Origin of the sequence: Vibrio furnissii CIP 102972, assembly GCF_000176175.1 — a bacterium.
Lineage (GTDB): Bacteria > Pseudomonadota > Gammaproteobacteria > Enterobacterales > Vibrionaceae > Vibrio > Vibrio furnissii.
Genome location: NZ_ACZP01000018.1, coordinates 240,160 through 261,728 on the forward strand (window position 1 = coordinate 240,160; position 21,569 = coordinate 261,728).

Sequence of the window (21,569 nt, forward strand, 5' to 3'; positions counted from 1 at the left end):
TGATCACAATCTACTCTAATCATAGACGGAATTGTTCACCGAGATAAACCTGTTTCACCTGCTCGTTATCGAGCACTTCTTGCGGTGTCCCTTCTGCGATTAAGCGTCCTTGGCTTACGATATAAGCTTTTTCACACACATCCAAGGTTTCTCGAACGTTGTGGTCGGTGATCAGCACGCCGAGGCCGCGATCACGCAAATGTTCGATGATCTTTTTGATGTCGATTACCGAAATCGGGTCGACCCCTGCAAAAGGTTCATCCAACAAAATAAATTGTGGGTTTGCAGCCAACGCCCGCGCGATTTCCACTCGGCGACGTTCGCCCCCAGACAGCGCCATACCGGCACTTTGGCGAATGTGCTGAATGTGGAACTCTTCCAGCAAATCTTCCAGTTTGTCTTGGCGCTCTTCACGGGTCATCTCTTCACGCGTTTCTAGCACGGCCATGATGTTGTCTTCGACCGACAGTTTGCGGAAAATCGATGCTTCCTGTGGCAGATAGCCTATCCCCAGACGTGAGCGGCTGTGCATCGGGAGCACACTGATGTCTTTGTCATCAATGCAGATGGTGCCTTCATCGCGCGCCACCAGACCCACGATCATGTAGAACGAGGTGGTTTTACCGGCACCGTTTGGGCCCAGCAGGCCGACGATTTGGCCCGACTCGACCTGCAGACTGACGTCCGAGACCACTTTACGTTTTTTGTAGCTCTTGGCTAAGTGTTCTGCTTTGAGTATTGCCATAGTTGTTCTTATTGTGCTGCTTGTGGTTGCAGTACGGTCGACACGCGGCCGCTGCCGTTGCTGTCCGCAATCAATTTCTGCGACGAGATTTTGTAGCGGATTTTGCTACCGCGAATTTCGCTATCATCCTGAGACAACATCGCCTGACCAATCATGGTCAGCTCATCGTCTGCCATTTTGTAATGCAGCTCTTTGGCTTCCCCGTACAGGGTTTTGCCATCATCGGTGAGCTGAGAGAAAGTGGTCAGATTCCCATAGCCTTCAATGGTTTCGATCTTGCCGGTTTTTGCATCGCGAATCACAACCAATTTATCGGCATTGATGTTGATGCTGCCTTGTTTGAGTTTGACATCGCCGACAAAGGTCACGCGGCTGCTTTTCATGTCCAGCTGCTGACTGTCTGAATCAATGTAAACCGGTTGCTGGGTGTCGGATGACAGCGCCAGCGCTGAACCGGAGGTCAGCAAACAAGCAATGAGACTAAGGTGTGAGAGTTTCATATCTACCTTGTACATGGTTATACAGAACAGCCGAGTGATCGCCAAAGTTGCCTTTCATCGCCTGTCCGCGAGTTTCAAATTGTGGCCCGGTCATCGTGACTTCGCTGTCGGCCCAAAAATCGCGGCTATCGAGCTGAATACTCAATTTGGCTGTTGATAATTCATCAAAGCCAGAGTCCGCCAGTAAATTCTTTGCTAACACTTCATCATACAGAATCAGCACGTGATCTTTGGTCAAAATGCCACGTTTCGCGGTGAGTTCCCACTCTTGAGTGGTCCCTTGCTGATACACCTTCAACACCGGGTACTCAAACGTGGTGTTCCCGCTCTTGGCGTAGTGGTCCAGGTGTTTCGATGTAATGACGTAGCTGCGCACGCCTTGCTGATTGTATGAGACGTTGTCTAGATTTTTACCACTAAACATCGGCAGCTCAAAATTGGGAGCCACCTGAATAGCAGTACTTTGTTCTTTGTCGATCAGGTAATAAGCGGACCATGATGCAACAAAGAAAAGTATCACGTAAAGGATACGAGAAAAACTCATATACTCAGGCCTTTGTGTACGTCGAGCTCATTCCGTGCTTGTAAGATTAAATCGCACACTTCGCGCACTGCGCCGTGTCCGCCTTTGATGTGAGTGACGTAGTTTGCGCGCTTGGCCAGCAGTGGGTGGCCGTCTGCGACGCAGACTTTCAAGGCCACTTTTTCCATCACGGGCCAGTCAATCAGATCATCGCCAATGTAGCCGGTGTGTTGCGGCTCAATGGCTAAGCGCTGGCAGATGTCGTGATAGGCTTTGACTTTGTCATCCTGACCTTGATAAATCAGCTTGATGCCCAGCGCTTTCATTCTGTTTTCAACGATTTGAGATTGTCGGCCAGTAATAATGGCGATCTCAATGCCAGCGTTCATTAACGATTTTACGCCATATCCATCACGAGTATGAAACGTTTTCAACTCTTCACCGTGATTACCCATGTAAATCAGGCCGTCGGAGAAGACGCCATCGACGTCACAAATCAGCAGTTTGATCGTTTTGGCAATCGCCAGCAGTGATGCATCGACTTCACCGTACAGGGTTTCAACCAGCGGGTTCATTACATCACTCCAGCTTTGAGTAAATCGTGCATGTTCAAGGCGCCAACCAGTTTACCGTCTTCGACCAACATCAAACCATTGATGCGTTTTTCCTGCATCAAGTTCAGCCCTTCAACCGCCAGAATGTTGGGCGAGGCCACGGTGGGGTTGCAGGTCATCACGTCGCGAATACTGGCGGTGTGAATATCAATGCGTTTGTCGAGAATGCGGCGTAAGTCGCCGTCGGTGAAGATGCCCAGCAGATGATCGTCTTCGGCCACCACCGCGGTCATGCCGAGGCCTTTCTGGCTGATTTCTAGCAGCGCATCGCGCACCAATGCATCGGGAGACACTTTGGGCAGCTCCTCACCGCTGTGCATGATGTCATGCAGTTTCATCAACAGTTTACGACCCAACGCGCCGCCAGGGTGAGACAGCGCAAAGTCTTCGGCAGTGAAGCCGCGCGCCTGCAATAACGCGACCGCGAGCGCATCGCCCATCACCAACGTTGCCGTGGTGCTGGAGGTCGGGGCCAAGCCGAGCGGGCAGGCCTCTTTCGGCACCGTGATTTGCAAATGAATGTCCGCCAGTTTCGCCATATTCGAGTGCAGGTTGCCAGTCATGCTGATGATGCGGTTATTGAGGCGTTTTAACACTGGGAACAGGGCCAGAATTTCGGATGATTCACCGGAGTTGGAAATGGCCAACACAATGTCGCCGCTTTCAATCATGCCCAAGTCGCCGTGTGACGCTTCCCCGGGATGAACAAAGAATGCGGATGTGCCGGTGCTTGCCAGCGTCGCCGCAATTTTCCTGCCGATATGGCCAGACTTACCAATACCCATCACGACCACTTTCCCGCTGTTGTTGGCGAGGATCATCTCGCACGCACGGCAAAAGTCATCATTAAAATATTGGTCGAGTTGTTGCAGAGCTTCGATTTCCGTTGCCAGCACTTGCTGGGCAACACCGCGGTAGTCAAAGTGATCAGACATTCTAAACTCCAGTTAAGCTGCCATATTCATAAAGAGGTAAACCTGATATGCGAGAAACGCCGCAAATAGGATAGCCCCTTCAATGCGGTTGATACTGCGAGATTTACCCAGCGCCATCAGAACCAGCAGGAGTGACACTGCCAGCATGACCCAAAAATCACGACCCATCGCTAAGGTGCTCAGCAGCGATGGGTTCAGAATACCCGGTAGGCCCATGACGGCCAGAATGTTAAAGACGTTGGACCCGATGATGTTGCCCACCGCCATGTCATCTTCACCTTTCAGAACGCCAGCCAGCGAGGCGGCCAGTTCTGGTAGGCTGGTGCCGATGGCGATGATCGTCAGGCCAATCACCAAATCGCTCATGCCAAAGTATTTGGCGATGATCACGGAGTTATCCACCAACAAGTTGGCTGCCAAGGGCAGCAGAATCAAACCAATCACCACCCACATGATGGCTTTTTGATTGCTCACGTTGTCTGGAATTTCAGACTCGTGTTCTTTAAGCAGGCTGTCGCCATTTTTGTGTTCGCTGCGGCTGATTTTCAGCATGGCTAAAATAAAAGCGGCGAACAGCACAAACAGCAGCACGCCTTCGTAAAAGCCGAGGTGGTTGTCCCATAAAATCGCGCCTGCCAGTAATGTGACGCCAATCATCAGCGGAAGTTCACGACGTACGACCGTGGAACTTATGGCCAGTGGCTTAATCAAAGCGGTAATACCAAGAATCAAAGCGATGTTGGCAATGTTCGATCCCAAGACGTTGCCCACGGCGGTGTCGGTGTGGCCGTCAAGCGCTGCCGTGGCGGACACCATCATTTCTGGCGCGGAAGAACCCATGGCCAGAATGGTCATGCCGATCACTAAAGGGGAAATGCCAATGTTGCGTGCGAGGGCGGCGGATCCGTAGACCAATTTATCGGCACTCCAGACCAAAAGAATGAGACCTACAATAAGAAACGCAACGGCTTCAAGCATGACAATTCCTAACGTTGTGAAAAATAGAACGAGTAACCGCTAATTTTGACGTGTTGGTCATTAAAAGGGAAGTCGAAGATCCAATTTATTGTCTCATTTTCGCTGTTCATTGGGGTGGGCAAGCGTGCCAAGAACGGACGAATTTTGATGTTTGGACAAGATGTTACCCGCATAATCCGTAGGCTAGAGTGATGAGTTTATCAACAAAAATGCGGGGAAAACTGGAATTCATCCTTAATTTCAGTTTGAATGTTAAATGTAATTGAACAGTGCTTTTAATTTACGGGCAATGTGCTTATGATTGCCCATTCTTTGGATGGAAACCCCACAACAGCGAATCGTGAGTATGTCCGAAACCGATCTAGTGACCATAAACAATCTGACGTTTTCCCGAGCAGAACGGGTGATTTTTGATGACATCAGCCTGCAAGTCCCGAAAGGAAAAGTCACCGCCATTATGGGGCCTTCCGGGATCGGGAAAACCACTTTGCTGCGCTTGATTGGCGGACAGTTACTGCCGGAAAAGGGCGAGATCTGGTTTGATGGCCAGAACATCCCCACCTTAACTCGCAGTAAACTCTACAAAGCCCGCAAAAAAATGAGCATGTTGTTCCAGTCTGGCGCACTGTTCACCGATCTGAATGTTTTTGATAACGTCGCTTTTCCTTTGCGTGAACACACGCAACTCGATGAATCCCTAATTCGCACGCTGGTGCTGCTCAAGCTTGAAGCGGTGGGGCTGCGTGGCGCGGCACAATTGATGCCCAGTGAACTCTCCGGCGGCATGGCTCGCCGAGCGGCGCTGGCGCGAGCCATTGCACTCGACCCTGAACTCATCATGTTTGATGAACCGTTCGTGGGCCAAGACCCGATCACCATGGGCGTGCTGGTCGAACTGATCCGTAACCTCAACCAAGCGTTGGGTGTGACGTCTATTGTGGTGTCTCATGACGTGCCGGAAGTGATGAGCATTGCCGATTGGGTGTATCTGCTTGCCGATGGCAAAGTGATTGCATTTGGGTCGCCGCACGATCTCATCAATAATCCCGATCCGCGGGTGCAACAATTTTTACAGGGCGAAGCCGACGGTCCGGTGCCTTTCCGGTTTCCGGCCCAACCGATAGAAAAGGATCTGTTCCATGTTGGATAATCTACAGCGCTGGATCAGCGGTGTTGGCCGACGCGTGTTGTCAATCTGCGAATCGTTTGGCCGTGCCAGCTTGATGCTGTTTGGGGCGCTCGCGGGGCGCCCGCGTCCGATTCAAAACCTCCCTTTATTAATCAAACAACTGTACAGCGTTGGCGTGCAGTCACTGGCGATCATCGTGGTTTCCGGCCTGTTTATCGGCATGGTCTTGAGCTTGCAAGGCTACGTGATTCTGGTCGACTACGGCGCGGAAACCAGCTTAGGCCAAATGGTGGCCTTGTCGCTGCTGCGTGAACTCGGGCCGGTGGTGACTGCCTTGCTGTTTGCCGGACGTGCCGGCTCTGCGTTGACTGCTGAAATCGGGTTGATGAAAGCAACCGAACAGCTGTCGAGCCTTGAAATGATGGCCGTCGATCCGCTCAAACGCGTGATTGCTCCACGTTTGTGGGCGGGGCTGATCTCGATGCCGCTTTTGGCGATGATCTTTATGGCGGTCGGTATTTGGGGCGGTCAGTTGGTCGGCGTGGATTGGAAAGGCATTGATCACGGCAGCTTCTGGTCGGCGATGCAGGCTTCCGTCGAGCTGGGTGAAGATATTGGGAACAGTGTGATTAAGTGTGTGGCGTTTGCTATTACTGTCACTTGGATTGCTCTGTTTAATGGCTATGATGCGATTCCGACTTCTGAAGGCATCAGCCGTGCGACAACACGAACCGTTGTACATTCGTCCTTGGCTGTTTTAGGGCTGGACTTTGTACTAACCGCATTGATGTTTGGGAACTAATCATGCAACAAACACGAAAACTAGAATTTTGGGTAGGCAGTTTTGTGCTGGCAGGAATTTGCGCAATTCTGGTGATGATTTTTCAAGTCGCTGACGTGAAGGGCATTGGCTCCAACGATACTTACTTGGTCCAAGCGGAATTTGATAACATCGGCAGCCTGAAAGTTCGTTCGCCTGTGAAAGTTGGTGGTGTGGTGGTGGGGCGCGTGCAGTCGATTGCACTCGACACCGAACGCCTACTGCCGTCAGTCACGTTGGCGATTGACAGCCGTTACAATCAATTTCCGGAAAACTCCAGTGTGCAGATCCTGACGTCTGGCTTGATTGGTGAACAGTACATCAGCTTGATTCCCGGCTTCATCTTCGATGACGAAGAGATGCTGAAAGATGGCGACCGTATTGAAGACACCAAGTCGGCGTTGGTACTGGAAGATCTGATTGGCCAAGTGCTATACAGCATGGGTGGATCAGACAAAGACGACAAGAAGAGTGAGTAATCATGTTCAGCAAAACAAAATGGCTAAAACAATACGTTATTCTTCTGATGAGTGTGCTGCTGTCTTGGACGGCCAATGCCGCGCAGGAGATTGATCAGACCGATCCGTATCTGATGATGAAGCAAGTGGCGCAAAAGGCATTTGACCGCCTGAAAGCGGAGCAGGATCTGGTGCACAAGGATCCGGACCATTTGAAAGTGATTGTTGAAGAAGAGCTGATGCCTTACGTCAACGATCAATACGCGGCGCTGAAATTGCTCGGCTCGAACCTGAAAGGGGCCAAGCGCGAAGATGTGGGTGAATTCATCAAAGCATTTCGTGCTTACTTGGTGGCGAACTACGCGCAAGTCCTGACTCAGTACACGGATCAGACCATTGAATTTGGTCCGGAACCATCGGTGGGCGATGATCGCCGCATCACCAGTGTGAAAGTCGACATCGTCGACACGCCGCGTCCGAACATCAAACTGGAATTCAAACTGCGCAAAGAGAAATCCGGTGAGTGGCGTGCGTTCGACATGATTGCTGAAGGCATTAGCTTGCTGTCGAGCAAACAATCGGAATGGAACGGGAAGATTCGTCAGGAAGGCATCCTGTCGGTCGCGAAAGAGCTGGAAAGCTTGGCAGCACAACCGATTCGCTTTGAGAGTAAAACCCAATGAGCCATCCACAATGGCAACTGCAAGGCCCTGCACTGGCGGCGTTAAGTGGTCCATTAGATCGTGATACGGTGCCCGAATTGTGGGCCGTGTTGCAACAATGGCATCCACAAAACGCTGAATGTGAGCTCTCGCTAAAATCGGTCACACGTATCGATTCTGCGGGGATGGTGATGTTAATTCACTTATTAGAGCATGCAAAAAAGCAAAACTGTCATATAATGCTGAGTTTTGTGCCAGAGCAACTGCGCACATTGTTTCAGTTGAGTAACATCGATGCAATGATGTCTCAACACATTAAACAACCTGCAGGGGTGAATTGTGGATAGCGCACAAGTACAACAGATATTAGAACAAGCACTCAATCTTCAAGAGATTCACGTCAAAGGTGAAGGCAGTCATTATGAAGTGATTGCTGTTGATGCCGCTTTCGACGGCATGAGCCGTGTGAAGAAACAGCAGCTGATCTACGCGCCTCTGATGGCGTACATTCAGCGTAATGATATTCATGCTGTGTCAATCAAAGCGTTCACGCCTGATGAGTGGGCTCGCGATAAGAAGTTGATGTCGCTATAAGGTTTGTGAATGGATAAGTTTCGAGTTATTGGGTCTGATAAACCGCTGCAAGGCGAAGTGACCATTTCTGGTGCAAAAAATGCTGCACTGCCTATTTTATTTGCTTCTATTCTGGCGTCTGAGCCGGTAGAAGTTGCCAACGTTCCTCACTTACGTGACATCGACACCACCATGGAGCTGCTGAAGCGTCTGGGTGCGAAAGTCGAGCGTAACGGTTCTGTCCACGTCGATCCAAGCCAAATTGATCAGTTTTGTGCGCCTTATGATTTGGTGAAAACCATGCGTGCGTCTATCTGGGCATTAGGTCCTCTCGTGGCGCGTTTTGGTCAAGGCCAAGTTTCACTGCCGGGCGGCTGTGCGATTGGTGCTCGTCCGGTGGATTTACACATTAACGGTCTGGAGCAACTGGGCGCGACGATCACATTGGAAGACGGCTACGTGAAAGCGAGCGTCGATGGCCGCCTGCAAGGTGCGCACATTGTGATGGATAAAGTCAGCGTGGGTGCCACCATTACTATTATGTGTGCAGCCACACTGGCAGAAGGCACCACGGTACTGGACAACGCCGCGCGTGAACCTGAAATTGTGGATACCGCGATGTTCCTCAATAAACTGGGCGCGAAAATCAGCGGTGCTGGTACCGACACCATTACGGTGGAAGGGGTTGAGCGTCTGGGCGGCGGCAAACATTCTGTGGTTGCAGATCGCATTGAGACTGGGACCTTCTTGGTGGCTGCTGCGGTATCTCACGGTAAGATCGTGTGCCGTAAAACCAACGCAAAACTGTTGGAAGCGGTGTTGGCGAAGCTGGAAGAAGCGGGCGCATTGATTGAAGTCGGCGACGACTGGATCAGCCTTGACATGACCGGCCGTGAACTCAAAGCAGTCTCGATTCGTACCGCGCCACACCCAGGTTTTCCAACCGACATGCAAGCGCAATTTACCTTGCTGAACATGATGGCTAAAGGTGGCGGTGTGATCACCGAAACCATTTTTGAAAACCGTTTCATGCATGTGCCTGAACTGATGCGCATGGGCGCCAAAGCGGAAATCGAAGGCAACACCGTGATTTGCGGCGATGTTGATTCTCTGAGTGGTGCCCAGGTGATGGCCACAGATCTGCGCGCTTCGGCGAGTTTGGTGATTGCAGGCTGCATTGCCAAAGGCGAAACCATCGTGGATCGGATTTATCACATCGACCGTGGTTACGAGAAGATTGAAGACAAGTTGTCGGCTCTGGGCGCAAACATTGAGCGCGTTCGCGAGTCGAGTTAAACTGCCATTTCATCAATGGGCCGAAATCCAAGGGTTTCGGCCTTTTTATTCTAGCTCCTTTGGAGAATCTGAATGATTGCTTTACTCCGTATTCTTGCGGTGGCGCTGTTTGCCGTCGTGATGTTTGTGTTCGGTTGTGGCTACTGTTTGTTGAGCCCGCGGAATCCGAAACACGTATTTACCTTTGGCCGCCTGTTTGGTGCGATGTCCAAAGTGTTTGGCATTAAGCTGGAATTGCGTATTCCGGATGATGCCTACAATCGCGGCCAAGCGATTTACATTGCCAACCACCAGAACAACTGGGATTTGTTTACCGTCTCTTCAGCGGTGACGCCAAAAGTGGTGACGGTGGGGAAAAAGAGTTTGGCGTGGATGCCGCTGTTTGGTCAGCTTTACTGGTTAACCGGGAATATTCTGATTGACCGTGCGAACAAAACCAAAGCCAAAGGCACCATCGACCAAGTGGTCGATAGCATGAAAAACAGCGACGTGTCGGTGTGGATGTTCCCGGAAGGTACCCGCTCACGCGGTCGTGGCTTACTGCCGTTTAAAGCAGGCGCGTTTCACGCGGCCATTGGTGCTGGCGTGCCCATCATTCCGATTGTGTGCAGCTCAACGGATAAACTGCGTTTGAACCGCTGGAATAACGGCCACATCATTGTGGAGATGTTGCCTCCAGTGAGCACTGAAGGGCTGGGCAAAGAGCATGTGCGTGAGCTGTCGCAACGTTGCCATCAAGAGATGAAAGCCAAGCTGCAAGCGCTGGATGACGAAGTGGCGATGCGTAACGCAAAAAAAGCGACGTCTAACTGATGTCAGGCCAATAAAAAAAGGTTGCTCAATGAGCAACCTTTTTTGTTTTCATTACCTTACTTGCGTACGGCAATGGCTTCGATTTCGATACCCACATCTTTGGGCAGACGAGCCACTTCCACGCAAGAACGCGCTGGGTAGTGCGCGACTTGGTGCTCATCAAAGAATTTGCCGTACACGTCGTTTACGGTGCCGAAGTCGTTGAGATCTTTCACGAACACGGTCATTTTCACGATGTCGCCGACGGTCAGGCCTGAGGCCTCAACAACGGCTTTGACATTGTCCAGCGACTGACGCGCTTGCGCCGCGATGTCTGCTGGTACTTCACCCGTGGCTGGGTTCACTGGGATCTGACCTGACGTCAGAACCATGTTGCCAAGATCAACGCCTTGAATGTAAGGGCCAATCGCTGCAGGAGCAGAGTCTGTATGCAGAACTTTTGTCATGCTTGTTATTCCATTGGTTAAGCAAAAAAACGAGCGGTCAGTGTGCCTGTTCTTGGCGGCGAGGTAAAGAGCCGACCTTGGAATTTCACCCGGTCGGCCTCATCGCTCTTAGGCTTCGCGTTCGGTCACGATTTCACGGGAGAAGACTTTCTCGCAGTACTTACATTTCAGGCGAATGTCGTGGGCTTTTTCAAAAATGCGGAAGCTGCTTTCCACCGGCTCATTGTGTGAAATGCAGTTGCTGTTTGGACAGGCAAACACATTGTTGATGCGCTCAGGCAGTTCCAGCGCCAGCTTTTTCACCACTTCGTAGTTTTCAATCTGGTTCACCGTCGCGTGTGGTGCATACAGCGCCAGCTTGTTGGCTTGCTCTTCACTGATGAATACGTTCTCGATTTTCAGCAAATCTTTGTGGCCCAGTGCCGATGAAGGCAGGTTGAGGCCAATCGTCACGCGTTGATTGGAGTGATGCATATCAAACAGCTTGAGCACTTTCACGCCCACTTTCGCCGGAATATGGTCAATCACCGTGCCGTTTTTAATCGCTTCAACTTGCAGTTTGGTTTCTTTACTCATGACAGACTCCGATTACAGTGATTCGTTCAGAACAAGGGCAAGCAAGGCTTCACGGGCGTACACGCCGTTTTCCGCTTGTTGGAAGAAGTAGGCGTGTGGCGTTTTGTCCACATCCGTCGTGATTTCATCCACGCGTGGCAGCGGGTGCAGCACTTTCATGTTTGGACGCGCATTGTCCAGCAGCGCAGCGGTCAACACGTAGGCGGATTTGATGTGGGCGTACTCCGATTCATCGAAACGCTCTTTCTGCACGCGAGTCATGTAGAGAATATCCAGTTCAGGAATCACGCTTTCCATGTCGGCATGCAGGCTGTATGTCACGCCGGCTTCGTCGAGTTCTTCACAGATGTAATCTGGCATCGCCAGCGCTTCCGGCGCGACGAAGAAGAAGCGGTTGTTGTTGAATTTTGCCAGAGCCTGAGCCAGCGAATGCACGGTGCGACCATATTTCAAGTCACCGACGAACGCGACATTCAGGTTGTCGAGGCGACCTTGCGTTTCGAACAGCGTGAACAGGTCCAGCAGTGTTTGGCTTGGGTGTTGGTTGGAACCGTCACCAGCATTGATGACCGGTACGCCGTGAGAGAATTCAGATGCCAGACGCGCAGCACCTTCTTGTGGGTGACGCATCACGAAGGCATCCACGTAAGAAGAAATCACCTGAACCGAGTCGGCCAACGTCTCGCCTTTCTTGGCCAGAGACGTGTTCCCACCGTTATCAAAACCAATCACGCTGCCACCGATGCGTTGAATCGCCGTCTCAAACGACAGGCGTGTGCGGGTCGATGGTTCAAAGAAACAGCTTGCGACGACTTTGTGTTTGATCAGTTCCGGATTTGGCTGAGCTTTGAGCTGGCCTGCCGTGTTTACAATCAGTTCCAGCTCTTCACGTGAAAGCTCAGAAATGGAGATGATGTGCTTTTGAAAAAGCGAATTCGCCATGATCTTCTTCCCTATAAATGTGTAGCAATACCCGGCTTTTAGCCATAAAAAAGCCCCCCGATCTGGGAGGCTTTAAAAATCAATGGAGGGGGCAAATACGACGCCCGGTAAGCATACGTGCTCACTGAATGTGTAATGTGTGACCTGGACTAGTTTCACCGGCGCCCCCTCAGACAAATTGCTCGGCATTATACGCCTAGTTTGTGTGAGCGCAAGCGATTAACTCACAATCTTCAGCATCCTGGTCACTGTCGCGTTGTTCGCTGCTTTCGCTCGCCCGAATCACATATTGAGCCTTCGGGTTGAATCAGGAACCCAGCGTCGCGACCATGACGGCTTTGATGGTGTGCATGCGGTTTTCGGCTTCATCAAATACGATCGCGTAGTCGGATTCAAACACCTCTTCCGTCACTTCCAGCCCTTTCATGCCGTATTTCTCAGCAACTTGTTTGCCGATGGTGGTTTCATCGTTATGGAATGCCGGCAGACAGTGCATGAATTTGACGTGCGGATTGCCGGTTGCTTCGATGGTGTGCATGTTGACTTGATATGGGGTCATCATGGCGACGCGTTCATCCCATGCATCGGCGGCTTCGCCCATCGAGACCCACACATCGGTGTAGAGGAAATCACACCCTTTCACCCCTTCAGCGACATCTTCCGTCAGCGTAATGGTGGCTCCGGTTTGCTCGGCAATCTGCTGGCAGGTATGCACCAAATCGGCGTCTGGCCAGAATGCTTTTGGTGCAACCAGACGGATATCCATGCCCATTTTCGCCGCGCCGACCATCAGTGAGTTGCCCATGTTGTTACGTGCATCACCCAAGTAAGCAAAGCTGATTTCATGCAGCGCTTTGCCGCGTCCGTGCTCTTGCATGGTCAGAAAATCGGCCAAAATTTGCGTCGGGTGGAATTCATCGGTTAAGCCATTCCAGACGGGAACACCGGCGAACTGGCCGAGTTCTTCGACGATCTCTTGGCCAAAACCACGGTATTGAATGCCATCGTACATGCGGCCGAGTACGCGTGCGGTGTCTTTCATCGATTCTTTATGGCCGATTTGCGAGCCTGATGGACCGAGGTAACTCACTTGCGCGCCCTGATCAAACGCTGCCACTTCAAACGCACATCGGGTGCGAGTAGAGGACTTTTCAAAAATGAGCGCGATGTTTTTGCCGGTTAGGGTTTTTTGCTCGGTACCCGCATATTTTGCGCGTTTCAGTTCGGCAGACAGATCCAGCAGAAACTGAATTTCTTTCGGGGTGAAATCGAGCAGTTTGAGAAAATTGCGGTGACGTAAATTGAAAGCCATATCTCAGTCCTTTGCGGTAACAGTTGAGTCCGGCTAGTTAAACATACAAATGCTATAAAAGTGAATAATTATTTTAATAAAAGTGGCGAGATATAAATAATATCTCGCCAAATGTGATTATAAATTCTCTTCGGCGAATTCAGCCAAGCGGCTGCGGACGACGCCGTTGAGGTGGATGTTGGCGCTGCCTTCGAAGTTTTTGAAGCGCTCCACCATGTAGGTTAACCCGGACGTGACCGGGGTGAGGTAAGGGGAATCAATCTGCGCTAGGTTCCCGGAGCAGACAATTTTAGTGCCTTCGCCACAGCGCGTAATGATGGTTTTGATTTGCGAGGCGGTGAGGTTTTGACACTCATCGAGTAGCACGAACGCGTCTTGAATCGAACGGCCGCGCATAAAGTTGATGGATTTGAATTGAATGTTGGCCTTGTCGACGATGTATTTCAGCGACCCTTCCGTGCAGTGGTCGTTTTTATGCAGCGCTTCTAAGGTATCGGTGACCGCCGCCAGCCAAGGCATCATTTTCTCTTCCTCGGTGCCCGGTAGAAAACCAATCGATTCGCCGATGTCTGGCGTATTCCGCGTGACGATGATCTTGTCGAACATCTTCTTCTCAATGGTTTGTTCAAGTGCGGCAGCCATGGCCAGCAATGTTTTCCCACTCCCCGCAGCGCCGGTCAGGATCACCAGATCGATGTCTGGGTCGAGCAGGGCATCAAGCGCCATGCCTTGGTAGATATTTTTGGGGGTAATGTCCCACGCTTTGCGGTGCAACATGCGTTCACGGCTGAGATCGCGCAGGGTGATTTGGTCTTCGGTGATGGTTTCAACCCGTGCGGCGAAGTCGCTCTCTTCATCGAGCACGTATTGGTTGATGTAGGTGGGTTCAAACGGTTCGCGATCCAATTTATGGAACGTTTTTCCGCCCAAGGTGTAGCTATCGACGCTATCCACTTTGTCCCAAAAATGCCCCGGACGGGTTTGAAATCCTTTGGTTAAGTACTGAACGTCGTCGATCAGTTGGTCGGTGCGATAATCTTCCACAAACCGCACGCCGGCGCCTTTGGCGCGCAAGCGCATGTTGATGTCTTTGGTGATCAGCACCACCGAGCGGGGCGCTCGTTTGTTCTGCAGATGGAGCACCGCATTGAGGATTCGGTTGTCGCCCTCTTTGTCGGTAAACGCTTTGACGCTTTCGTGCACATCGTAGTCGGCAAGGATAGAAATGGTGCCGGTCGCACTGCCGTGCTTGGTAAACGGAATCCCTTCTGAAATCTCATCTGGAGTCGCGTCGTGGAACATATTCTCCAACGCCCGAATCGCCACACGCGCATCACGTGCAACATCGCGTTTGCTGTCTTTAATTCGGTCGAGTTCTTCGAGGACGGTCATGGGAATGACCACATCATGTTCTTGGAAGGAGTAGATGGCTAGCGGTTCATGAAGCAGGATATTGGTATCCAGTACAAACAGTTTCCGATCGGTATCGCCCATAAGCGTCTCCTTGCTACGTTGTAGCTTGCTTTGCAAAGGATGTTTGCCATCAGTGCTGCCAAGGATCGTACGCATTGGGAAGGCTTTCGATCACTTGTCGACTGGTGCAAACCCGTGTTGATACTCTCTGTTTGAACTTGCAGACTTTGTGCCAAGGTTTTCACCTCAGTTTGTCGCGCCTTCAAAACGATTATAGCAACTTTGTCTTTTACAAATGCCACTGGTTTCTTACAGTTTGATGTCAGTTAGATCTTGACGAAAAAAAGCAGGGAATGGGCGTGACCTCCATCACGCCATCAAGTAAGATTAGCGACCTTTTTCTGCACCACGCTTTCAGAACTATCATAATTAGACTCTCCCTTCTTGTGGTCGCAGGTCACTTTAAATTCCAATCCAAATTGATGAGGTAGTCGATTCATGACTTTTGCTTTGGGGCAACGCTGGATAAGCGATACGGAAAGCGATTTAGGTTTAGGTACAGTGGTCGCGATGGACGCTCGTACCGTGACACTGATGTTTGCTGCATCCGAAGAAAACCGCGTGTACGCACGTAATGATGCCCCGGTAACCCGTGTGACGTTTAATGTCGGCGACGTGATTGACTGCCAAGAAGGCTGGTCGCTCACCGTGGAACAGGTGGTGGAAGAGAACGGTCTATTGACTTATCTGGGCACACGTCAAGACACCGACGAATCGGGCGTCGCGCTGCGCGAAATTTTCCTCAGCAACCAAATTCGCTTTAACAAACCGCAGGACAAACTGTTCGCTGGTCAAATTGATCGCATGGACAATTTTGTGCTGCGTTATCGCGCGCTGACCAACCAGTATCAACAACACAAGAGCCCGATGCGTGGCCTGTGTGGCATGCGTGCAGGCTTGATCCCGCATCAGTTGTACATCGCCCATGAAGTGGGCCGCCGTCATGCGCCGCGTGTGCTGTTGGCCGACGAAGTGGGCCTGGGTAAAACCATCGAAGCGGGCATGATCATTCACCAACAAGTGCTGTCTGGCCGCGCGGAACGTATTCTGATCGTGGTGCCAGAAACCCTGCAGCACCAATGGTTGGTGGAAATGCTGCGTCGTTTCAACCTGCATTTCTCCGTGTTTGATGAAGAGCGCTGCGTAGAAGCGTTCGCGGAAGCCGACAACCCATTTGAAACCCAACAGTTCGTCCTGTGTTCGCTCGACTTTCTGCGTAAGAGCCGTCAGCGTTTTGAACAAGCGTTGGATGCGGAGTGGGATCTGTTGGTGGTCGATGAAGCGCATCACTTGTCATGGAGCCAAGACAAACCGAGCCGTGAATATCAAGTGATTGAAGCGTTGGCAGAGCGCACGCCGGGCGTGCTGCTGCTGACGGCAACGCCAGAGCAATTGGGCCGCGAAAGCCACTTTGCTCGTCTGCGTCTGCTTGATGCGGACCGCTTCTATGACTACGACGCGTTCGTGCAAGAAGAAGCGCAATACGAACCAGTGGCAGACGCGGTGAGCGCGCTGTTCTCTGGTCAGGCGCTGCCAAACGAGGCGAAAAACCAAATTACTGAGCTGTTGTCAGAGCAAGATGTCGAGCCGTTGTTCCGTGTGTTGGAAAGCCAAGCGGATGACGCCGAGAAGGCATCGGCACGCCAAGAGCTGATTGATAACCTGATGGACCGTCACGGCACGGGACGCGTGCTGTTTCGTAACACTCGCGCGGCAATCAAAGGCTTCCCGGTGCGCAATGTGCACTTGATGGCGATGGACATTCCACAGCAGTACACCACGTCGATGCGTGTTGCTGGCATGATTGGCGGCAAGCTCAGCCCTGAAGCACGTGCGATGAAAATGCTCTATCCGGAAGAGATCTTCCAAGAGTTTGAAGGCGACGACGCTAGCTGGTGGCAGTTTGATTCCCGTGTGAACTGGTTGCTTGAAAAAGTCAAAGCCAAACGCAGTGACAAGATTCTGGTGATCGCATCTCGCGCCAGCACTGCATTGCAACTGGAACAAGCGCTGCGTGAGCGAGAAGGCATTCGTGCGACCGTCTTCCACGAAGGCATGTCGATTCTGGAACGCGACAAAGCGGCGGCGTACTTTGCCCAAGAAGAGGGCGGCGCGCAGGTGCTGATCTGTAGCGAAATCGGTTCGGAAGGTCGTAACTTCCAATTCGCCAGCCAATTGGTGATGTTCGATTTGCCATTCAACCCAGACTTGCTGGAGCAGCGTATCGGTCGTCTTGACCGTATCGGTCAGAAGAACGACATCGACATTCATGTGCCTTACCTCAAAGGCACGTCGCAGGCGATTTTGGCGCGTTGGTACAACGAAGGCTTGAACGCGTTTGCGGAAACCTGTCCGACTGGCCGCGCGGTATACGATGAGTTTGCCGAACGCCTGATTCCGATTCTGGCTTCCGGCGATGACAGCGAGCTGGATGCGATCATCGATGAATCGGCCAAGATGAACAAGGCGCTCAAAGCGCAGCTTGAGCAAGGCCGTGACCGCCTGCTGGAAATGCACTCTAACGGGGGCGACAAAGCAGAGCAGATTGCCAAGCAAATCGCCGCGACTGATGGCGACACCAATCTGGTGACGTTTGCGTTGAGCCTGTTTGATACCATCGGCCTTAACCAAGAAGACCGTGGTGAGAACGCGCTGGTGGTGACGCCGTCGGAGCACATGATGGTGCCGAGCTATCCCGGTTTGCCGTATGAAGGCGCAACCATCACCTTCGATCGTGATACCGCGCTGTCGCGTGAAGACATGCACTTTATCAGCTGGGAGCACCCGATGGTGCAAGGCGGCATCGACTTACTGATGAGCGAAGGCGTGGGCGTTTCTGCGGTCTCGCTGCTGAAAAACAAAGCGCTGCCCGTGGGCACGATTTTGCTTGAGCTGGTGTACGTGGTGGATGCGCAAGCCCCCAAACGCACCGGGATTAGCCGCTTCCTGCCACAAACGCCAATCCGCATGTTGATGGATGCGCGTGGCAATGATTTGTCGGCGCAGGTGGAGTTTGAAGCGTTTAACCGTCAGCTCAGCCCGGTGAACCGTCATTTGGCCAGCAAACTCGTGAGCTCAGTGCAAAACGATGTTCATCGTTTGATTACCGCCAGTGAAACGCCAGTGATGGAACAGGTGAAGGCGATTCGCGAGCAAGCGCAGAAAGAGATGCATCAAATCCTCAACGGGGAGCTAGAGCGTTTACAGGCACTTAAAGCGGTCAACCCGAACATTCGTGATGAAGAGATTGAGGTGCTGGAGCAGCAGATTGAGGAATTGACCGGTTACATCGCGCAGGCGCAGTACCAACTGGATTCCCTGCGCATGATTGTGGTCGCACACAACTAAGTGCGCTGAAACGCAAAAGGCCTTCCAACGGAAGGCCTTTTTTGTGTCGGTGAGCTAGCGATTACATCAACCACTGCCACCAGATGAACAGCGCCAGAAAACCAAATAGGTAAATCAGGCCGAGAATCGACAGCGCTTTGAGCTTCGGACCCACTTTCAGCTCTTGCGGCAGCTCCGTGCGCGTCACCAGAATGTAGTTCAGCAAGGCAAATACGGGCGTGGTCATGAACGCCATGATCATCGCAAAGTTGAGAAGCGGCATCAGCGCTGACGCGAAGAACATGATGATCGCCAGGGCCGCCGCCGAGACCAGAATCATCCAGCCTTGTAACACTTTCGGGCTCTGCTCTGGCTGCTCTTTCAGCAGACGCTGTGATTCGGCAATCACGCGTGAGTAGCCATCAATCACCGTAATGGTACTGCCGAAAATACAGAAGAACGCGATCACCGCAATCAGGTAGCGTGACCACTCTCCGATGGTGGAGGCATACAAACCGACCAACTGATGCGAGAAGCCCACACCAGATTTCGACAGTTCGACACCGCTGCCATGCAATACCAACGCACCCAGCGCGAGGAAGACAATCGCCAGAATCGCGGTGCCAATGTAGCCGACGTTGAAGTCAAATAGCGCCGATTGCGGTGTGACGCGTTGGTGACGACATTGACTTTTCAGCCACACAGACGTCAGGGATGAAATCTCAATCGGGGCTGGCATCCAGCCCATGGTCACCACCAAGAAGCCGATGGCTGCCAGTGTCCACGGCGATGGCGCTTCGGCAACGACAGTCGCGGGTGCTGGGTTAGCGGCAGCAATCACCACGGCCAGCAGCGTCGCGATGGTCAATACCGCCATGATCACCTTCGACAGCGTATCCAGCGCTCGGTAGTGACCGGCAAACAGAATGATGAGGCACGTGGCGAGCACGATGCCAGACAACACCGGCAACGACAGCTCAAACGGAATGAAGTAACTCAGCAAGCTGGCACTGAACATCAGCAGCGCTGCGGTGTTGACGATGCCGGAGAACACCGCCAGAACCGCAAAGATCCACAGGTAAGGTTTGCCCATTTTGGCGTAACCTTCGACCAAGCTGTCGCCTGTGCCCATGGTGTACTGAACGCCTGCTTTGAAAAAGGGGTATTTAAACAGGTTGACCAGCAGAATGAGGATCGCGAGTTGCCAGCCATAAATGGCCCCCGCTTTGGTCGAAGCCACCAGATGAGAGCCGCCAACGGCAGCAGCAGCCATCATGATGCCCGGACCCAAAGATCGAAGCAGTTGAGGTAAAGAGAGCCGTTGTTCGGATGAATAAGGGACGGCGTTTTCCATTCTTGTTCCTTATGAATTGTTATGTTGTGTTTGATTGTGTTTATGATTCGCCTTGTCCTGCATGGGATTGGCTGATTTTTTTGTCAATACCCTTCATCAATATCACATTGATTGTTAGTGTCAATTTATACTTACAACTTCGGCGTAACTTTTTGTTCACGTCATGAAAGGGCGGTATCAAGCGTGAAGTGGCGCTGTGATGGCGGGGGCGCCGCGGCTGGCGCGACACCAAGGCGTGATTCAGAGGTGATGTTGGGTATATAATGCGCCGTTTTTTATTATCAGCGCGTTTGCGAGAGAAATTTATGGCAATGACCGAGTACCACCCACCAACGGATCCGTGGATTGATGTGGTCTTTGAGGATGACTACATTCTGGCGGTAAACAAACCGTCCGGTTTACTTTCCGTGCCGGGCCGTCTGGCGGAGCACCACGATAGCATGTGGAGCCGCCTGCAAGCGCAATACCCGGAGATTCAAGTGGTGCACCGTTTGGACATGTCGACTTCGGGGCTGATGCTGTTTGCCAAAGACAAGTACATGGAAGCGGCGCTCAAGAAACAGTTCCAATATCGTCTGACGCATAAAATTTATTACGCTCGCGTGTGGGGTGTGATGGCGCAGGATGAAGGCGAGATCGATCTGCCGCTGATTTGCGATTGGCCAAATCGCCCGAAACAGATGGTTTGTCATGAAACAGGGAAACCATCGCAGACATTGTTTCAGGTCGTCAAACGTGAAGCGCACACCACCGTGGTGCGCCTGCTGCCGATTACTGGCCGATCACACCAACTGCGAGTGCACATGCAGGCTCTCGGGCATCCGATTGTCGGCGATGAGTTTTACGCGCCGCAAGAAGCGATCGATTTTACTGATCGACTGGCGTTGCATGCCGCGGAGCTGAGCTTTTATCATCCTCGCAGTCATTGGTTACGTTCGATCTTTGTTCCGTGTGACTTCTATCCCGAAGCGCAGGAAGAGATATTGCAGCATTTCGATCCTGAGCGAAAATTGCCGGATTATAAAAAACTACCCCGTCCTTAATCGATCATGTGTCATTGATGGCAGTGGGTAGGCAAAGGAGAAATTATGGCTTTACCCACTGTTGTATTCCTCGATCGCGCAACGATTCCCCGCCACATTCATGTGCCTGCACTGACGTTTTCCCATCGCTGGCAAGAGTTTGATTTCACCGCGCCGGAGCAGGTGATCGAGCGCCTGCAAGAGGCAGAAATCGTGATCACCAATAAAGTGGTGCTGAGCGCTGCGATCTTGGCGCAATTGCCGAAAGTGCGCTTAATTGCGGTGTCTGCCACGGGGTTCAACAACGTGGATATCGACTATTGCCGCGCCCACCACATTGCGGTGTGCAACGTGCAGGGGTATGCGACCCAGTCGGTGCCTGAGCATGTGGTCGCGATGATGTTTGCTCTGCGCCGGAATCTGATGGGCTATCACCACGATATTGCCGCTGGTGAATGGCAACGCAACAAGCAGTTCTGTTTCTTTACCCATCCGATTGGGGACATTGCGGGCAGCACGCTGGGTGTGGTCGGTGGCGGCACGTTGGGGCAAGGCACCGCGACACTGGCGAAAGCGCTGGGCATGACGGTGTTGTTTGCGGAACACAAAGATGTGTCGACTTGCCGCGCAGGCTACACGCCGTTTGAGCAAGTGTTGCAACAAGCCGATGTGCTGACGCTGCATTGTCCGTTAACGGAAGCCACCCACCATCTGATTGGTGAAGCGGAGCTGGCGCAGATGAAACCGAACGCGCTGCTGATCAACGCGGGGCGCGGCGGTTTAGTGGATGAAGTGGCGCTGGTGGATGCGTTGAAAAGACGCCAGATTGCCGGGGCAGGGGTGGATGTGTTCACTCAGGAGCCCGCAGACATCACCAATCCGTTGGTTGCCAATATGGACTTACCCAATTTGCTGCTGACGCCACATGTGGCGTGGGGCAGTGATTCTGCGATTCAGCAGTTAGCCCATATTTTGATCGACAACATTCAGGCGTTTGTTGAAGGTCGCCAGCAGAATCGTATTGTTTGACCTGCGCGTGTCTACAGCGTCAACGCAAGGCAATAAAAAAGG

Annotated in this window: 23 protein-coding genes; 11 read left to right on the top strand and 12 right to left on the bottom strand. The window is 52.1% G+C overall.

The features are described 5' to 3' along the window. Positions 1 to 19: 19 nt before the first annotated feature. Genes lptB through VFA_RS19970 form a run of 6 tightly spaced genes read right to left on the bottom strand, consistent with a single transcriptional unit; the run spans position 20 to position 4,295 of the window. Positions 20 to 745 (bottom strand): LPS export ABC transporter ATP-binding protein, encoded by a 726-nt coding sequence (lptB, locus tag VFA_RS19945; protein ID WP_004728661.1) that lies wholly within the window; start codon positions 743 to 745, stop codon positions 20 to 22. An 8-nt stretch (positions 746 to 753) separates the two neighbouring features. Then, entirely contained in the window at positions 754 to 1,245 is a 492-nt protein-coding gene (gene lptA / locus VFA_RS19950; protein ID WP_004728662.1) for a lipopolysaccharide transport periplasmic protein LptA, read from the bottom strand. After that, entirely contained in the window at positions 1,226 to 1,789 is a 564-nt protein-coding gene (gene lptC / locus VFA_RS19955) for an LPS export ABC transporter periplasmic protein LptC (protein WP_004728663.1), read from the bottom strand. The genes lptA and lptC overlap by 20 nt, the downstream gene beginning before the upstream one ends. After that, positions 1,786 to 2,343 (bottom strand): 3-deoxy-manno-octulosonate-8-phosphatase KdsC, encoded by a 558-nt coding sequence (kdsC, locus tag VFA_RS19960; protein WP_004728664.1) that lies wholly within the window; start codon positions 2,341 to 2,343, stop codon positions 1,786 to 1,788. The genes lptC and kdsC overlap by 4 nt, the downstream gene beginning before the upstream one ends. Next, on the bottom strand, positions 2,343 to 3,317 hold the full coding sequence (locus VFA_RS19965) for a KpsF/GutQ family sugar-phosphate isomerase (RefSeq protein ID WP_004728665.1): 975 nt from the start codon (positions 3,315 to 3,317) through the stop codon (positions 2,343 to 2,345). Before VFA_RS19965 ends, kdsC begins: the two co-directional genes overlap by 1 nt. Before the next feature lie 12 nt (positions 3,318 to 3,329). Continuing rightward, positions 3,330 to 4,295 (bottom strand): calcium/sodium antiporter, encoded by a 966-nt coding sequence (locus VFA_RS19970; RefSeq protein ID WP_004728666.1) that lies wholly within the window; start codon positions 4,293 to 4,295, stop codon positions 3,330 to 3,332. A gap of 346 nt (positions 4,296 to 4,641) precedes the next feature. On the opposite strand from VFA_RS19970, the gene mlaF reads away from it, so the two are divergent. From mlaF to VFA_RS20010, 8 genes are all read left to right on the top strand, one after another. Beyond that, entirely contained in the window at positions 4,642 to 5,445 is an 804-nt protein-coding gene (gene mlaF, locus VFA_RS19975) for a phospholipid ABC transporter ATP-binding protein MlaF (RefSeq protein WP_038152623.1), read from the top strand. Continuing rightward, complete coding sequence (mlaE, locus tag VFA_RS19980) at positions 5,435 to 6,226, top strand: lipid asymmetry maintenance ABC transporter permease subunit MlaE (RefSeq protein WP_004728668.1); 792 nt, start codon at positions 5,435 to 5,437, stop codon at positions 6,224 to 6,226. The genes mlaF and mlaE overlap by 11 nt, the downstream gene beginning before the upstream one ends. Before the next feature lie 2 nt (positions 6,227 to 6,228). Continuing rightward, complete coding sequence (gene mlaD, locus VFA_RS19985) at positions 6,229 to 6,723, top strand: outer membrane lipid asymmetry maintenance protein MlaD (protein WP_004728669.1); 495 nt, start codon at positions 6,229 to 6,231, stop codon at positions 6,721 to 6,723. A gap of 2 nt (positions 6,724 to 6,725) precedes the next feature. Beyond that, positions 6,726 to 7,385: an MlaC/ttg2D family ABC transporter substrate-binding protein gene (locus VFA_RS19990; protein ID WP_004728670.1), complete on the top strand. Its 660-nt coding sequence runs from the start codon at positions 6,726 to 6,728 to the stop codon at positions 7,383 to 7,385. Continuing rightward, on the top strand, positions 7,382 to 7,711 hold the full coding sequence (locus VFA_RS19995; RefSeq protein ID WP_004728671.1) for an STAS domain-containing protein: 330 nt from the start codon (positions 7,382 to 7,384) through the stop codon (positions 7,709 to 7,711). The genes VFA_RS19990 and VFA_RS19995 overlap by 4 nt, the downstream gene beginning before the upstream one ends. Next, positions 7,704 to 7,958, top strand: a complete 255-nt coding sequence (ibaG, locus tag VFA_RS20000) for a BolA family iron metabolism protein IbaG (protein WP_004728672.1) — start codon at positions 7,704 to 7,706, stop codon at positions 7,956 to 7,958. Before VFA_RS19995 ends, ibaG begins: the two co-directional genes overlap by 8 nt. A 9-nt stretch (positions 7,959 to 7,967) precedes the next feature. Next, the gene (murA, locus tag VFA_RS20005; RefSeq protein ID WP_004728673.1) at positions 7,968 to 9,233 is read left to right on the top strand and encodes a UDP-N-acetylglucosamine 1-carboxyvinyltransferase; all 1,266 of its coding nucleotides are present in this window, start codon (positions 7,968 to 7,970) and stop codon (positions 9,231 to 9,233) included. Between the two features lie 72 nt (positions 9,234 to 9,305). After that, positions 9,306 to 10,046, top strand: coding sequence for a 1-acylglycerol-3-phosphate O-acyltransferase (locus VFA_RS20010; protein ID WP_004728674.1), 741 nt, complete (start codon positions 9,306 to 9,308; stop codon positions 10,044 to 10,046). A gap of 56 nt (positions 10,047 to 10,102) precedes the next feature. Here VFA_RS20010 and VFA_RS20015 read toward each other — a convergent pair whose 3' ends face one another. The 5 genes from VFA_RS20015 to VFA_RS20035 all read right to left on the bottom strand — a co-directional run bounded on the left by VFA_RS20015 (position 10,103) and on the right by VFA_RS20035 (position 14,816). Next, positions 10,103 to 10,492, bottom strand: coding sequence for a RidA family protein (locus VFA_RS20015; protein WP_004728675.1), 390 nt, complete (start codon positions 10,490 to 10,492; stop codon positions 10,103 to 10,105). 108 nt (positions 10,493 to 10,600) lie between these two features. Beyond that, on the bottom strand, positions 10,601 to 11,068 hold the full coding sequence (gene pyrI, locus VFA_RS20020) for an aspartate carbamoyltransferase regulatory subunit (protein ID WP_004728676.1): 468 nt from the start codon (positions 11,066 to 11,068) through the stop codon (positions 10,601 to 10,603). 12 nt (positions 11,069 to 11,080) lie between these two features. Further along, positions 11,081 to 12,010 (bottom strand): aspartate carbamoyltransferase, encoded by a 930-nt coding sequence (gene pyrB / locus VFA_RS20025; protein ID WP_004728677.1) that lies wholly within the window; start codon positions 12,008 to 12,010, stop codon positions 11,081 to 11,083. A 307-nt stretch (positions 12,011 to 12,317) separates the two neighbouring features. Further along, on the bottom strand, positions 12,318 to 13,322 hold the full coding sequence (locus VFA_RS20030; protein ID WP_004728678.1) for an ornithine carbamoyltransferase: 1,005 nt from the start codon (positions 13,320 to 13,322) through the stop codon (positions 12,318 to 12,320). A 117-nt stretch (positions 13,323 to 13,439) separates the two neighbouring features. Further along, a complete protein-coding gene (locus tag VFA_RS20035) occupies positions 13,440 to 14,816 on the bottom strand; it encodes a PhoH family protein (RefSeq protein WP_004728679.1) in 1,377 nt (458 codons plus the stop codon). Positions 14,817 to 15,233: 417 nt separating this feature from the next. Here VFA_RS20035 and rapA point away from each other — a divergent pair, with 417 nt between their 5' ends. Then, positions 15,234 to 18,143: an RNA polymerase-associated protein RapA gene (rapA, locus tag VFA_RS20040; RefSeq protein WP_004728680.1), complete on the top strand. Its 2,910-nt coding sequence runs from the start codon at positions 15,234 to 15,236 to the stop codon at positions 18,141 to 18,143. 61 nt (positions 18,144 to 18,204) lie between these two features. Here rapA and VFA_RS20045 read toward each other — a convergent pair whose 3' ends face one another. Continuing rightward, a complete protein-coding gene (locus VFA_RS20045; protein WP_004728681.1) occupies positions 18,205 to 19,476 on the bottom strand; it encodes an Nramp family divalent metal transporter in 1,272 nt (423 codons plus the stop codon). A 305-nt stretch (positions 19,477 to 19,781) separates the two neighbouring features. Between VFA_RS20045 and VFA_RS20050 the strand changes: the two genes are divergently transcribed. Together VFA_RS20050 and VFA_RS20055 are read left to right on the top strand one after the other, a co-directional pair. Next, positions 19,782 to 20,519 carry an RluA family pseudouridine synthase gene (locus tag VFA_RS20050; protein WP_038152636.1) on the top strand — a complete coding sequence of 246 codons (738 nt, stop codon included), beginning with the start codon at positions 19,782 to 19,784 and terminating at the stop codon, positions 20,517 to 20,519. 45 nt (positions 20,520 to 20,564) lie between these two features. Then, a complete protein-coding gene (locus VFA_RS20055) occupies positions 20,565 to 21,527 on the top strand; it encodes a D-2-hydroxyacid dehydrogenase (RefSeq protein ID WP_004728683.1) in 963 nt (320 codons plus the stop codon). Positions 21,528 to 21,569 lie beyond the last annotated feature (42 nt).